General features: G+C 63.1%; 10 protein-coding genes. 8 read left to right on the plus strand and 2 right to left on the minus strand.

What is annotated here, in order from left to right; genetic code table 11:
• Nucleotides 1–374: 374 nt before the first annotated feature.
• The 8 genes from QRM95_RS04460 to QRM95_RS04495 all read left to right on the plus strand — a co-directional run bounded on the left by QRM95_RS04460 (nt 375) and on the right by QRM95_RS04495 (nt 12,467).
• Nucleotides 375–1,277, plus strand: a complete 903-nt coding sequence (locus QRM95_RS04460; RefSeq protein ID WP_285246623.1) for an NAD(P)-dependent oxidoreductase — start codon at nt 375–377, stop codon at nt 1,275–1,277.
• Nucleotides 1,274–2,746 (plus strand): aldehyde dehydrogenase family protein, encoded by a 1,473-nt coding sequence (locus QRM95_RS04465; protein ID WP_134164251.1) that lies wholly within the window; start codon nt 1,274–1,276, stop codon nt 2,744–2,746. The genes QRM95_RS04460 and QRM95_RS04465 overlap by 4 nt, the downstream gene beginning before the upstream one ends.
• Before the next feature lie 143 nt (nt 2,747–2,889).
• On the plus strand, nt 2,890–4,203 hold the full coding sequence (locus tag QRM95_RS04470; protein WP_134164250.1) for an MFS transporter: 1,314 nt from the start codon (nt 2,890–2,892) through the stop codon (nt 4,201–4,203).
• 3 nt (nt 4,204–4,206) lie between these two features.
• Nucleotides 4,207–5,328 (plus strand): glutamate cyclase domain-containing protein, encoded by a 1,122-nt coding sequence (locus QRM95_RS04475; RefSeq protein WP_285246624.1) that lies wholly within the window; start codon nt 4,207–4,209, stop codon nt 5,326–5,328.
• A complete protein-coding gene (locus QRM95_RS04480; RefSeq protein ID WP_134164248.1) occupies nt 5,318–6,604 on the plus strand; it encodes an aminotransferase class I/II-fold pyridoxal phosphate-dependent enzyme in 1,287 nt (428 codons plus the stop codon). The genes QRM95_RS04475 and QRM95_RS04480 overlap by 11 nt, the downstream gene beginning before the upstream one ends.
• A gap of 5 nt (nt 6,605–6,609) precedes the next feature.
• Entirely contained in the window at nt 6,610–7,662 is a 1,053-nt protein-coding gene (locus QRM95_RS04485; RefSeq protein ID WP_285246625.1) for a DUF4392 domain-containing protein, read from the plus strand.
• A 30-nt stretch (nt 7,663–7,692) separates the two neighbouring features.
• Nucleotides 7,693–11,160 carry an NAD-glutamate dehydrogenase domain-containing protein gene (locus QRM95_RS04490; RefSeq protein ID WP_285246626.1) on the plus strand — a complete coding sequence of 1,156 codons (3,468 nt, stop codon included), beginning with the start codon at nt 7,693–7,695 and terminating at the stop codon, nt 11,158–11,160.
• A 401-nt stretch (nt 11,161–11,561) separates the two neighbouring features.
• A complete protein-coding gene (locus QRM95_RS04495) occupies nt 11,562–12,467 on the plus strand; it encodes an acyl-CoA thioesterase (RefSeq protein WP_285246627.1) in 906 nt (301 codons plus the stop codon).
• A gap of 159 nt (nt 12,468–12,626) precedes the next feature.
• Here QRM95_RS04495 and QRM95_RS04500 read toward each other — a convergent pair whose 3' ends face one another.
• Together QRM95_RS04500 and QRM95_RS04505 are read right to left on the minus strand one after the other, a co-directional pair.
• A complete protein-coding gene (locus QRM95_RS04500; protein WP_285246628.1) occupies nt 12,627–12,893 on the minus strand; it encodes a hypothetical protein in 267 nt (88 codons plus the stop codon).
• Between the two features lie 569 nt (nt 12,894–13,462).
• Entirely contained in the window at nt 13,463–14,713 is a 1,251-nt protein-coding gene (locus QRM95_RS04505; protein WP_285246939.1) for an IS256 family transposase, read from the minus strand.
• Nucleotides 14,714–14,812 lie beyond the last annotated feature (99 nt).

Consider the following 14,812-nt stretch of genomic DNA (forward strand, 5'->3'; position numbering starts at 1 on the left):
TCATCTTCGGAGAGTCAGAAAAACTCCCCCTATGAGCGTCTTTCAGCGAACTCTACCTTACGGGTGGCTCGTCTTGACGCTCACGGGCGGACTATTGGGGAAGTCCGCGGCACCCGCAGGTAGAGGAAAGACTTTCTTTCCCTTAGTGCAACTAAAAGAAGCTTGTACCGACTGTTTTTGATGCGTAACCTTTTTCTAGGCGGCGATGATGTGACCTGGATCAACTCATCAAAGTTCCGCAAATCGTAAGTACCGCTTTCCTTACTTCAACAGGGTGTCCAAATTCAGCCTCGGGGACGTCGGTACTGAAATACCCGCTCTGCTGTCCCTGCAATGCACCGTTCCAGGGATACGGACAAGAAAGAGACACTAGAATGGCGACACTTTCATTTATCGGCGTCGGCCGCATGGGGTCCGGCATGGCAGCCCGGCTTCTCGAAGCCGGCCACGCCGTCCAGATCTTCGACCCTAATACTGCGGCGGTGGAGGCACTTGTCCGGCAGGGCGCTATCGCGACGCAGTCTCCGGCAAAGGCAGCCCAAGGCGCTGATGTTGTTTTCACCAGCCTGCCCAACCCGGCGATCCTCCGCGACGCCATTGAAGGCCCCGGTGGTGTCCTCGCAGCCGACCTCGCTGGTGTGACGATCATCGATATGAGCACGGTCGACCCGGAAACCGCTCGTTCCCTGGCGGCCGCTGCAGAGGCAAAGGGCGGCCGCTTCGTGGATTCGCCCGTCAGCGGCGGCGTCGCTGCTGCAGCTGCCGGGACGCTCCTGCTGATGGTGGGAGCCAGCCCGGAGGACCTGGAGAAGGTCCGCCCGTACCTGGAGCAGATTTCGTCCCGGATCGTGCATTGCGGTCCGGTCGGGGCCGGTCAGCTGACCAAACTCAGCCACAACATGCTTGTCGCCATCAACACGGTTGCAGCGGGCGAGGTTCTCGCCGCAGCTATCAAGGCCGGCGGCAACCTGAAAACCCTCACCGAGGTTTACAGCGCCGGTCTTGCCGGCAGCAAGATGCTGGACCACTTCGGCAAGACACTGTTCACCGAAGAGCGGCCACCGCTGTTCGCGCTGGACCTGATGCACAAAGATATCAGCCTGTGCCTTAAGGAGTTTGGCCAGTTCCCGATGCCGGTAAGCCAGCTGGTCATGCAGACCTACAACGCCGCACGTGCCAAAGGGCTTGGCGGACAGGACTCCACCGGAGTCAACGAAATCTACGAGGAACTGTTCGGCCTGCAACTGCGCGCCGACGCGAAGGAGAACAACGCATGACGACCCAGCCCACCCTCGTGCTCCCCAGCAAGGGCTCAACCGGTCTCCTGATCGACGGCCAGTGGATTGATCCCAAGGACGGCGGCACCCTCGACGTCCACAACCCCAGCAACCGGAGCATCATCACCACGATCGGCCGCAGCACCGCAGCGGACGTGGACCAGGCAGTCGCATCCTCCCAGAAAGCGTTCCGCACCTGGCGGCAGCTTCCGGCCAGGGAGCGTGGGGCCTTCCTGACCCGTCTGGGCAATGCGGTGGCGGACAACGCCGAAGACATCGCCCGCCTCCTCGCCGCGGAAACCGGAAACGCGATCCGCACCCAGTCCCGCGGAGAGGTAGCCTCCACCGCCGAAGTGCTCCGCTACTACGGCGGCACCGCCTCCGAGCAAAAGGGAGAAACCCTCCCGCTGGGCCAGGGACTGTTCAGCTACTCCACCCGCGACCCGCTGGGCGTCGTAGCGGCCATCATTCCGTGGAACTCACCCCTGGTCCTGGGGGCCGTGAAGATCGGCATGGCCTTGGCCACCGGCAACACCCTGATCCTCAAGCCCGCCGAAGACGCGCCCCTGGCCGTTATCCGCGTCTGCGAACTGGCCGCCGAGATCCTGCCGACCGGCGTCCTGAACGTCGTCACCGGCCGCGGCTCCGAGGCAGGCGCCGCACTGTCACAGCACCCGGATGTCGCCAAGGTGTCCTTCACCGGATCGAGCGAAGTCGGACGCGGTGTCCTGCACGCGGTCGCCGACCGTATCGGCCACGCGACGCTGGAACTCGGCGGCAAGAGCCCCGCCATCGTCTTCCCGGACAGCAACACCGACGAAACTGCCAAGAACGTCGTTGCCGCAATGCGGTTCGCACGTCAGGGCCAGTCCTGCACCGCAGGCTCCCGGCTGTTCGTCCACGCCGACATCTGGGATGACTTCATGCCTAAGGTCGTCGCCGCCGTGAACGAACTCGTCATCGGCGACGCTCTCGATGAGGCCACCGACATGGGCGCGGTTATCAACCCGACCCGCTACCAGGAGATTTCCGAATTCGTCCAGGAAGCAGCGGACCAGGGAGCACAGTTCCTGGCCGGCGGTCCTTCGGAGGCCCTGGACGCGGACACACCGCTGCGCCTGACGCCCGCGGTCATCGCCGGCGTCGACAACAACTGGCGAATCTCGCGGGAAGAAGTGTTCGGCCCGGTCCTGGTGGCGATCCCGTGGAAGACCGAAGACGACGTTGTCGCCTGGGCGAACGACACCCACTACGGCCTCGCCGCCTACGTCTTCACCCAGGACCTCAACACCGCCCTCCGGATGGCGGAAAACATCGACGCTGGATGGGTTCAGATCAACCGCGCCGGCGGCCAGCTTCCCGGAATGTCCTACGGCGGCCGCAAGCAGAGCGGCATCGGTGCCGAGTACTCCATCGAAGGAGCACTCGAAAGCTACACCCAGCGCAAGAGCATCACCATCGCTCTCTAATAGCCGGCGGGAGAAGGCGACAGGACTCTCGCAACCGCCTTCTCTCGCCATCCACCACCAGATCCATGCACAAAAGGTGCTTGGCCATCCCAGATCCTCCATCAGGTGTTCCGGCAACGACGCCGGAACCGAAAGGACCCATCATGAGCAGTCAAGGTGTAATCGAACCGGTACCGGTCGACACCAAGGGCAGGGTTTCCGTCAAGGCAGCTGCCAGCTCCTTCATTGGAACCACCATCGAGTGGTACGACTACTTTCTCTACGGCACCGCGGCGTCACTGATCTTCCCCAAGGTCTTCTTCGCCAACATGGAGCCCTCGGTTGCCACGCTCAGTTCCCTGGCAACCTTCGCCGTGGCCTTCCTGCTGCGCCCGGTCGGCGGCGTCGTCATCGGGCACTTCGGCGACAAGCTCGGCCGCAAAAAGATGCTGATCCTGACGCTGTCGGTGATGGGACTCTGCACCGGGCTTATCGGATTTATTCCCGAGGAGCAGACCATCGGGATCTGGGCCCCCATCCTGCTGATCATCCTGCGCGTTTTCCAGGGTTTCGCCCTCGGCGGTGAATGGGGCGGTGCAGCCCTGATGTCGGTCGAGCACGCACCCGCCGGCCGCCGCGGACTGTTCGGGGCTACCATGCAGATGGGTGTTCCGGCTGGTCTGCTACTTTCCACCGGTGCTTTCGCAGCCGTTTCGTCCATGCCTGACCAGGACTTCTTCAGCTGGGGCTGGCGCATCCCGTTCCTGGCAAGCTTCCTCCTGCTCGCTATCGGTATGTACATCCGTCTGGCCGTGACCGAATCTGACGCATTCAAGAAGGTCCAGGAGGAAGGCAAGATCGCCAAGCTTCCCATCCGCGAGGTTTTTGCCAACGACAAGCGCCGCACACTGAACCTTGTTTTCCTGCAGAGCGCGGCCAACGTTGGTTACTTCCTCATCACCGTATACTCCCTGGTTTACGTCACCGAAAACCTGCACCTGCCCAGGACTTGGGCGGTAACCGGCCTGTTGATCGCCGCAGCCGTGGACCTCTGCTTGCAGCCCGTTTTCGGCTGGCTGTCGGACCGCTTTGGCCGCAAGAAGGTCTACGGTGCAGGCTCGTTGTTCCTCGGCCTCTACGCCTTCCCCTTCTTCTGGCTCCTGGAGTCAGCCTCCGAGCCCCTGGTCTGGCTGGCCCTGATCCTCGGCCTCGGCATCGGCCACGCCTCAACCGGCTCCCTCCACGCAGTGATCTACGCCGAGCAGTACCCGTCCCGGTACCGCTACACCGGGTCCTCGCTGGCCTACCAACTCTCAGGCATCATCTCCAGCGCACCGACCCCGATCGTGGCAGCCTGGCTGGTCAGCACCACCGGCCAGTCAAAGCTGGTCGCTGTGTACGTGATCATCGCAGCAGTCATCAGCGTCACCTGCACCTTCCTGCTGAAAGAGACCTACAAGAGCCGGATTGACGTTTAGATCATGAACACCTCCCCGAAAACCCACAGCGCAGAAGCACCAACCGCCGCCCCCGTGGCAGACGAGCGGCACCTCGCCGCAATCATGGAGAGCCTTGACCGGCTCATGAGCATCGAGATCCGGCCCGCTGACGGCAAACTCCCTGCCGGAATCGTCGCGGGACTCTACGGTGCCTGCCGGGACTATTTCGGGGAGCCCCTCACAGGTGTCGCCGAGCGGCGCCTGCGGGAATCCGTAGCAAACAATTCAACAGTCCTGATCGCCACTGGGGCAGGCATCGGCCCATGGCTGCCCCAGGGCGAGACGGACGGACCCATGGGCGCAGCAGCCTTGGGCAGGGCAATCACCCTGACCCTCCGCGCCAAGGTCGTCATGGTTACCGAAGCCCGCCACGCTCCCGCCGTCAGGGCGGCAGTGGATGCCCTGACCTATCCGGCAGGCTTCAAACCCGAAATCGAATTAGTGGAACCCGGGGAACGCGAAGGACGCCAGGCGTCCCAACGCTTGGTCACCCTTTATCACCCCGCAGCGGTGGTCTTCGTCGAACGCGACGGTCCAGGATCACGGGGCCGCTTCCACGGTGTGCGGGGGGACTGCCGGTCCGCCGACGATGTCGCCCAGCTGCATCACCTGGCCAACCTCGCTGCAAGGTCCTCAATCCTGACCATCGGGATCGGCGACGGCGGGAATGAGATCGGATTCGGCGCCCACCGGCGCCGCATCGCCAGCCGCCTTCCTGGCGACGGGATCTGCCGGGCAGGATGCGATTCAGGCATCTACACGGTGACCAAGACCCAGGTCACCGTCAGCGCCTCCGTCTCCAACTGGGGAGCCTACGCCCTCGCCGCGGCACTGGCGGCAAGCTTTCGGTTGCCGGAGGCCTGCCACACAGGCGCCGCCGAAGAGATCCTCCTCAAAGCCTGCCTGGAGGCCGGCGCCCGGGACGGTGCAACGGGCACATCGGCACTGCAGACCGATGGTATTCCGTTGGCAACCCACCAGCACGTCATAGCACTGATGGAGGCTGTCGCGGCGACCACCGCCTCCCGCGCCCAGACCGTCGAGCCCCAACCCATCCACATCTTCAACACCGCCACAACGAAAGGCCCTCGTCTTGTCTGCTAGCCAGTCCGCGTCACCATCGGTCAGGACCGACCGGTTCGGCAACCCCATCGACCCCATGGTCGGCTACGCCCGCGGTGCCATCATCGACTCCAGCATCGCCGAAGGCCGCCGCCTCCGCCATGGACAGGCCGTCGCCGCCGAACGCGTCCGGGCCGCGGGTGCAGACGCGGTCGCCGTTTACACAGGCAACCAGCGGGACCTTCCTCTCCGGGTGGAAGACCTTGCCACCTACGCCGAGGAATGGGTGGGCCCCGGCCTGTTCGCCGAAGAACTGCGCAAGGCAGCCATCGGCCACCTCGGCGGTCGCCCAGACGATGCGGCCGCGGTGTTCAACCGCACCACAGCAGGCATCATCGCAGTCATCTGCGCCCTCTCGGCCGGCAAACCGGTGATCTCGATCGTTCCCGTTAACGCCCGCTCCCACGCCTCACTTCCGCGCGGTTCCCGGCTCGCCGGCGTCCCTTGCCTTGAATCCGGAATCGACGGGGACTGGCAGGATCTGATCCGAACCCACAAGCCTGCCCTGGTTGTCGTCACCACCGTCACGTCCAGCTTGGAACGGCTGGAAGATGAAGGTACCGCCGCCGCGGTCAAGTTCGCCCAGGCCGAAAATGCTGTGGTCCTGCTCGATGAAGCCTATGGTGCCCGCCTGCGCACCGTCCTGCACGGAGGGAAGCCTTCGCTGCAACTCGGCGCCGACCTGAGCATCACCAACTGCGACAAGGCCGGCCTCGCCGGACCGCGCGCCGGGATTCTGGTCGGCCGCCCGCCCCTGGTCGCAGCTGCCTCAGCCCAGGCCTCGGAAGTCGGCGCCGAAGCCCGCGCACCGATTGCCGCCGGCGCCCTCCGGTCCCTGCAAAGCTTCGACCCGGAGGATCTGCGCACCGAATCCATATCCGGGCAGCAGATCTCCGACGCGCTCGAAGCACTCCTTGGCGCCGTCGTGGAACGCAGCGACCTGGGCCCGATGGTCCACGAAGACGACATTCACGCCATCGCCATGCAACGGTCCGGCCGGGAAGAAAGCACCCTGGTTCCCTCCGAGACCGCCTCCGCGCTCGGCGCCCTCCTGCTCCGGGACCACGGCATCCTCACCGTCAACACCCACGGACAGCCGGGAGCAAGGGTGTCCCTTCGTCTGAAACCCACCCTGGACGCCCTTCGCCGGACCGGCGGACCACTGAAAGTCGCCGCCGCAGTCGACAAATCACTGGACGCCCTGGCCGCCCAACTTCACGACACCAACGCTATTTCCACCCTGATCCTCGGGAGCTGACACCCATGCCTGAACTGACCACCTACGAACCCAGCGCCCTGAGCCGGACACTCGCCGCCCAGGATAACCGGCTGGACCGCATCGTCAACATCGACTTCGGCGGCCGCGGCGTCGAGCACCTCTTCGAGGCAGCCCTGCAGCGTCAGGACGGCTGGTCCCTCGTGGGCCGCGCCGCGGAACTTCTCGCAGCCGTCCCGGAGAAATCCTCGGTCCTGATGACCACCGGCTCAGTCTCGCGCGCTTGGATCTCCCCGACCATCGGCGAAAACGACGGCCCCGCCGGCGCGGCTGTCATTGCACGTGCACTGGCGCTCGGCAAGGGGGCCACACCCGTCGTCCTGGCCGAGGAGACCCTCATCCCCGCCCTTGGCCCTATTTTCGAAACAGCCGGACTGACCGTCCTGCCCCCGGGAAAAGCCATCGAAGCGAACACCGGCGGAACACTGCTGGCCGTGGCACTCGTTCCCTTCACCACCAGCGATGATGAAGCACCCGCCGCCGCGCAGCAGGTCCTCGACGAGTACAAGCCCTCCCTGCTGTTCTCCACCGAACGGGTCGGCCGGAACAAGAACGGGTTCTACTACAACATGCGCGGGATCAACTTCGGCCAGGACCGCGCCCGCGTAGACCGCGTCTTCGACCTCGCCTTCGAACGCGGTATCCCCACGGTCGCCGTCGGAGACGGAGGCAACGAAATCGGCATGGGCAACGTCGCCGACGCCGTCGCGGCCCACATCCCACACGGCGCCGACGGGTCTACGGCATGCGGCGGCGGCCTGGGGGCAACAACCCAGGTCCAGGCGCTGGTGACGGCAGCATGTTCCAACTGGGGCTGCTACGCGATCACGGCAGCCTTGGCTGCGCGCCTGCGGAACCCGAGAATCCTCCACACCCCCGATCTGGAAGCCGCACTCCTGCGCAGGGGCGTCGACGTCGGGCTCATCAACTCCGTCGTTGGCATCGTCGACCCCAAGGTCGACAACATCGACGTCACCACGCACCTGGCCGTAGTGGAACTCCTCTCCGCCCTCATCAGGCCGGGCCTGTCCGTCGCATAGGCCCCCAAGCAAGGATCAAAGAAGCTCCCCATGCCGCCCCTGACCGAAGACCAAGCCCGAAACCGCCCCCGCGAAGGCGAAGAAACACCACCACCTAACGCTGCTCCCGGCGGCATTTCGACGAACCTGGCCGACTGGGTCGCAGAATGGAATACCTCCTTCACGGCTGAGGCCCGCCGCGCCCTTGGAGCCGGCCAGGCAGATATTCTGACTGGCCGCTGGCTCGGGGCGATCCCGCTGTCCTACCGTGAAGTGTTCGGCGCCGCGGAAGCAGTCCGGGACTGCCTTGCCATTGAGGACTGGTCAGGTGCGGCCGGGGAGTACACTCTTAAGTTCTACCGCCCGGGAGCGGGCGAAGGCCGTCAACGGCTCAAAATCATCAGTCCGGTGGAACTGTCCCTGGAGGACCTTGTGCCGCCGTTCCGCGATCTGGGCATCGCCATCCTGGATGAGAGGCCATATCGGGTCGTCACGCAGGATGAGCGGCCGGCCTGGATCTACGACCTTGGCATTGACAGCGCCGACAGTGAAACCACCGGCGAAGGAAACCACGCCCAGATCGAACAAACGATCCGGGCAGTCTGGGCCGGAAAGACCGAGTCCGATGCCTTCCACGGCCTCATCACCGCGGTCGGTCTCTCTTACCGCGACGCTCTGCTGCTGCGCGCGTACTTCCGCTACCTTCGGCAGAGCGGGCTCGGGTTCTCATTGGAACGCGTCGCCCACGTGCTGGCAGGCCACGGCAACATCGCCGCGCGCTTGATCGCGTACTTTGACAGCCGCTTCAACCCGGGCAAAACCCCTGACAGCAGCGTGGCCCAGGCGAGGCTGACCGGCATCTTGGAAACCCTTGACGACATCACCGCCCGGGACGACGACAAGATCATCCGCTCCTACCTGGCAGCGATGAAGGCAACCGTCAGAACCAACTTCTACCAGCGCGGCCTCAATGCCGAACCCAAAGCCTACATCGCACTGAAACTTGCCTCCGGCGATCTGCCATTGCTGCCCGAGCCCCGCCCGGAACACGAAATCTGGGTGTATGCCGCCACAGTCGAGGGCATCCACCTGCGTTTTGGATCCATCGCACGGGGTGGCCTTCGCTGGAGTGACCGGCGGGAGGATTTCCGCACCGAGGCGCTCGATCTTGTAAAAGCACAGGTCGTCAAAAACGCCGTCATCGTGCCCACAGGGGCCAAGGGCTGCTTCTACGTCAAAGGTTCAGCAGGAACCGACCCCGCGAACGCCGGGCGGGAAGCCTACACAACTTTGATCAATGGTTTGCTGGACCTCACCGACAATGTGGTGGCCACAGGCGACGCGACGGTGATCCAGCCCCCGGTTGACGTCGTCAGGTATGACGCAGAGGACCCGTACCTCGTGGTCGCGGCAGATAAAGGTACCGCGCGCTTCTCGGACCTGGCCAACGCAGTCGCCGCCGAACGCGGATTCTGGCTCAACGACGCCTTCGCATCTGGGGGGACGGTCGGCTACGACCACAAAGCCATGGGCATCACCGCCAGAGGAGCGTGGGAGTCCGTGAAACGACACCTCATGGAAGCGGGCTTCCCATGGGATACAGCCGCGATTGACACCATCGGCATCGGCGACATGAGCGGTGACGTTTTCGGCAACGGCATGCTCTATACCGACAAAATCGCGCTGAAGGCTGCTTTCGACCACCGCAACATCTTCCTCGACCCAACCCCTGACCCGGCCCAGTCCTATGAGGAACGCTCACGTCTCTTCAACCTCGAACGTTCATCCTGGGACGAATATGACCGCACCAAACTCTCCGCTGGTGGGGGAGTGTTCTCCCGCCAGGCCAAACTCATCCGCATCTCACCCGAAGCGGCGCACGCCCTGCGGTATGAAGGACCCGTCACCCTCACACCCGAGGAGCTCATCAAGGCGATTCTGAAAGCCCAGGCGACCCTGCTGTTCAACGGGGGCGTGGGAACTTACGTCAAAGCCAGCCGCGAATCCCATGTTGACGTGATGGACAAGGTCAATGACTCCGTGCGCATCGACGCCAACGAGCTCAGGGTTGACATCGTCGGTGAAGGCGGAAATCTAGGAGTCACTCCCCGGGGTCGGATCGAGGCATCGTTGGCCGGGGTTCGGATCAATACCGACGCCGTCGACAACTCGGCGGGCGTGGACTGTTCTGATCATGAAGTGAACATCAAGATCCTGCTTGACTCCGCCGTAACCGCAGGGGACATCGCCGTATCCGAACGCGCAGGCCTCCTGCGCGCCATGACCGACGATGTGGCGAAATCGGTCCTTGCCAACAACTACGAGCAAAACTTCGCGCTCGGAACGACTGTCGACCACACCCAGTCCATGACACAGGTGTACCTGCGGGCAATAGACTTCATGGAAGCCAAAGGCCGCCTTCACCGTGAGTTGGACACCGTGCCCAGCAACGAGGAAGTCCTTCGCCGGCTGGACAGCGGAAAGAGCCTAACCCGGCCTGAGGTCTGCTTGCTCCTCGCCCACATGAAATCGTCATTGAGCCAGGAAATCCTCGCCAGCACCATACCCGACGAAGCGTGGGCCCAACAGGAACTTGAGGAGTACTTCCCTGACCAGCTTCTGCAAAAAGGCCGTAAGCACCTCCAAGGCCATCCCCTGAAGAGGGAGATCATCGCGACCTCCCTGGCAAACAGGATCCTCAACCACTCAGGCATCACATTCGTGTTCCGCCTGTGCGAGGAAACGGGTGCCAGCGAAGCAGACGCGGTTAGGGCATATTTCATATCTGCCGGAATCTGGAACCAGCCAGCCTTCTTCAGCTATATCCGAGGACTGGACGGCAAGGTCCCGGCCATCGTGCAGGAGCGGATGGACCGCATGATGCGGCGCCTGCTCGACCGATCAAGCAGGTGGTTCCTCAAACACCAGACCGAAACTCTCGACGTCCTGGCGGAGATCGAAAAATACCGTCGTCCGGTGGAAAAACTGTCGGCTCAGCTGGAGGCGCTTCTGCATCCTGGCCAGGTTCAGGGGATCGAGGAAAGCGCCGCCGAACTCAAGGCCAGGGGAGTGCCAGAGGATTTTGCGCGGCAGAGTGCAGCGCTGCTCTACCAGTACCCATTGCTGGACATAGCTGATGCAGCGGCGGCAACAGGTGTTGTTCCGTCCCTGCTCGCCACCACGTACTTTGATCTCTTCGAGCAAATCGAAGGCAGCCGCCTGCTGAGCAGGATTGATTCGCTGCCTCGCAACGACCTTTGGGAAACTATGGCACGGGCTGCCCTGCGCGAGGATTTCTATGATGTCCTTTCCAGTGCCTCCGTCGCGCTGGCCCTACCCCAAGCGGTCAGCTCGACCCAGGTGACCCATCTGGTCATTGAAAACCGACTCAGGCTGATCTCGGACGCCCTCTCAGAACTCAGCGCCAGCGAAACAGCAACGAACAGGGACTTTGAAATCCTCACCATCGTCCTGCGTGCCCTGCGGAGCTTGCGCACCGCAGCCTTTACGACACGCTGAGCGGGCCGCCTCCACCACAATAAGACCAAAAACATAACCAGGACCAGGACCAGGACTCTTGCCACGCACAGCACCCGCCCAACCAGCAAGGAACCGAACTATGCCCCAAGGCGCGCCGGCCGAGGCATGCGACCCTGACTGCCACTACCGCCGGGCGCCCGAGACAGACTAAACCAACCGGGGATCCCGCCCATCAACGTTGGCCCACCTCCATGATGGGCCAACGCTTTCAATAACCTCCAGCACGTGCCATCCGCGCCCATCTCAGCCGCTCTGGCTGACCGGCCACGAGAACGGACAAGACCATCACTGCCAGCACAACAACCCCCGACCGGCCGGCCGCAGAAGACCAGCTGACGCTGCGCTTCCTTACCTCACCCCAAGACATGGACCACACCGGTATGCATGTGCAGGCAGGCCGCGTTCTTGAATGGATAGACCGGGCCGGCTACGCCTGCGCCGCTGCCTGGAGTACTAGCTATTGCGTCACCGCATATGTCGGAAACGTCCACTACGACGGGAACATAGGCCCCGGCGATGTGGTCGAGGTCGACGCCAAAGTCATCCACACCGGCAGCTCCAGCATCCACGTCTTGGTTTCCGTACACGCCCGGGGACTCCAGGAGTCAGAATTCAGCCGCGCCATGCACTGCATCCTGGTACTCGTCGCCGTGAACGAACAGGGCAGACCACACCGCGTCAGGCCCTGGAAACCTCAAAGCCTCGAAGACTCCGCACGGCAGAAACTCGCCTTGGAACGAATACCGGTGCGAACCCGGATCAAAGACGCAATGCTGGCCGAGCACTACTCCGAAGAAGGCACCGCATCCAGAAGCACCCTCAGGTTCGTTGCCGGGTCTGACACCGCGAACTGGGCAGGGAACGCCCACGGGGGGACCGTCATGCGGTGGATCCACGAGGCAGCTGCAACCTGTGCCGTGCTCTGCAGCCCAGAAGGGGTGCATGCCACATACTCGGGAGGCATCCACTTCCACCACCCAATACGCATCGGAGACATCGTCGAAGTTGATGCCCGTGCCATTCTGGTCAACGGCCGCGACATCCACATCAGCATCCTCGTGAGGTCAGCCCCTCAACAGGGTCCAGACAAACTCTCCCTGACCACACGTTGCATGATGATCTTTACGGTCGACCAGCGCCAGACTGTTCCAACGGCAATCCCCGAACAAACAGCGGAAGATCGGAGGCTGGCCGCCCATGCAAGAGAAATCATCAGACTCCGTAGTGAACTAACCAGAATAGGCGATCATCTTCTTCGCGCAGCAAAGGAGCACTGTCAAGAGTAGGGCAAAAGCATTTCAAGGGCCGAAGCTTCAACAGAACCGGTTGCAGAGTCGGAAGTGGTAAAACAGTCATCCCTCTGGTTAACCCAGGCGTATGGAGCGCGAAAAAGAGATGACCACTCCCACCCCCAACTGGTCGACGCTTGGCCGCCAAGACACAATTCAGGTGATTTCGCCTAACCGCCCGACCATCCCCGGCACGGTTAACATGACCGCAGCAGACCGAAGCATCCTTTGGATGATAAGACGCGGCAAAGACCCGGGTGCCGCCTGAAGGCACAAAAGCTTTGGCGAAAAAGATAAGAAAGAGCAATGATTCAAAACCTTGGCACGATCTGCCGCGTTACGACGACGGACGCCTCCCAAGTTGACGATCTTCTGAACTCGGCTGTCAGCAAAGTCATCCCCGATGCCCTCGATCTGAAACATGGCATCAGAGTACCCGACGAGGACCGGGAAAATACACTGTCGAAACCGCTGCGGATGTTGCCTGCAGGTACACCGTTTATGAGGACCGTTCTAATGACGACTGAGACTTGGTCCATCCGCGGACGACCGGGCCAAAGAAGAGAGTCGCTTCTGTACCAGCCCTGAAATCGCCCAGGGCAAGCGCTCAAAGGTGATCCCCTTGGCACAGCCTCCCGCCCCTTGCAACCTGCGTGGCTCTGAGTCCCATCTGACGACATTCGGGTGGACGCAACTCTACGGTTCTTGGCCCACACGCCCTGACCCCGCCAGAAGAGCAGCCTGAACCTTAGCGTCGGAGCCCCCGTTACGGCACCTGCGGCGGTTGAAGTGCAGTTTGCCGCCCCGTGCGGAACGAAACATTCACACATTCTTCGGCGGTGCCCGTGTCCCGTGCCTTGGTTTTGGCCGGACGTCGGCAGACGGTTTGTCCCGCGTCATCCGACTCCCGACTCCCGACAGAGCCTTGGTTTTAGCTCGCCGTCCGTGCGGGGACTGTCCGATAAACGGTGTGTGGAGTCCGGCCGGTTTCATTATTGAGTGGTTCTTTCGAACCGGCCCGCGAAGGTAATCGCGAACGCGTTTAGAGCAGGCTTCCATCTCATCACCCAGCGTGCCCGGCCACCGCCGGTCGGATCAAGAGACCTGGTGACCAGATACAGGCATTTCAGCGCAGCGGCCTCGTTCGGAAAGTGCCCGCGGGCCCTCACCGCCCTGCGGTAGCGGGCGTTGATCGACTCGATCGCGTTCGTCGTGCAGATGACCCGCCGGATCTCCATGTCGTACTCCAGGAACGGCACGAACTCAGCCCACGAGGCTTCCCAGAGCCGCACGATTGCCGGATACCGTTGGCCCCACTCCGCCGTGAACTCGGCGAACCGGTCCTTCGCCGCTTGCTGGGACGGGGCCGTGTAGACGGGCTTGAGGGCCTTGACGATCCCGTCGCGGTGCTGGCGTCCGGCATAGCGGAAGCTGTTGCGGATCAGGTGCACGATGCACTGCTGCACGACCGTTCGCTCCCAAGTGGTGGTGATCGCCTCCGGCAGGCCCTTGAGCCCGTCGCAGACGGCGATCAGCACATCTTCCACGCCCCGGTTCTTCAGCTCGGAGAAGACCTGCAGCCAGAACCGGGCACCCTCGCCACCGTCGCCGGCCCAGATGCCCAGAATCTCCCGCTCCCCGCTGGTGGTGACACCCATGACGACATAGAACGGGGTGTTGCGCACCTGCCCGTCACGGACCTTGACCACGACCGCGTCGACGAAGAGCACCGGATAGATCGGATCCAAAGGCCGGGCCGACCATTCGGCCAGCTCCGAGGCGACCTTCTCCGTGATGCGGCTGATGGTGTCTTTGGAGACCTTTGCCCCATAGACCTCCTCGAAGTGCGCCGCGATCTCACCGGTGGTCAGACCCCGGGCGGACAGCGAGAGGACGATCTGGTCGATCCCGTCCAGACGCCGTTTCCGCTTGGGCACGATCACCGGCTCGAACGACCCGTCCCGATCCCGGGGCACCTCAATCTCGACCGGGCCGATCTCGGTCAGCACGGTCTTGGACCTCGTGCCGTTCCGCATGTTAGCGCCGACCGGCGTCTGGCCATGCTCGTGGCCCAGGTGCTCGGTCAGTTCCGCTTCCAGCGCGGTCTCCAGCACATTTCTCGTGAGCTCGTTCAGCAGCCCGCCCGGGCCCACCAGGCTCACGCCCTGTTCCTTGGCCTGCGCGAGCAACCGCTCCGCAAGCTCCTTCTGATCGATGATCTCTCCCGTCACAGGATCGATCATCACCCCTGTCATGTCGGTCGTGGACTCTGACACGGCCGTCTCCTTTCGGATCAGGCCGGACCCCACACACCGTTATTCAGACAGTCCCTCCGTGCGCGG

The organism is Pseudarthrobacter sp. efr-133-R2A-89 (assembly GCF_030209315.1).
In the GTDB taxonomy this organism is placed as follows: domain Bacteria; phylum Actinomycetota; class Actinomycetes; order Actinomycetales; family Micrococcaceae; genus Arthrobacter.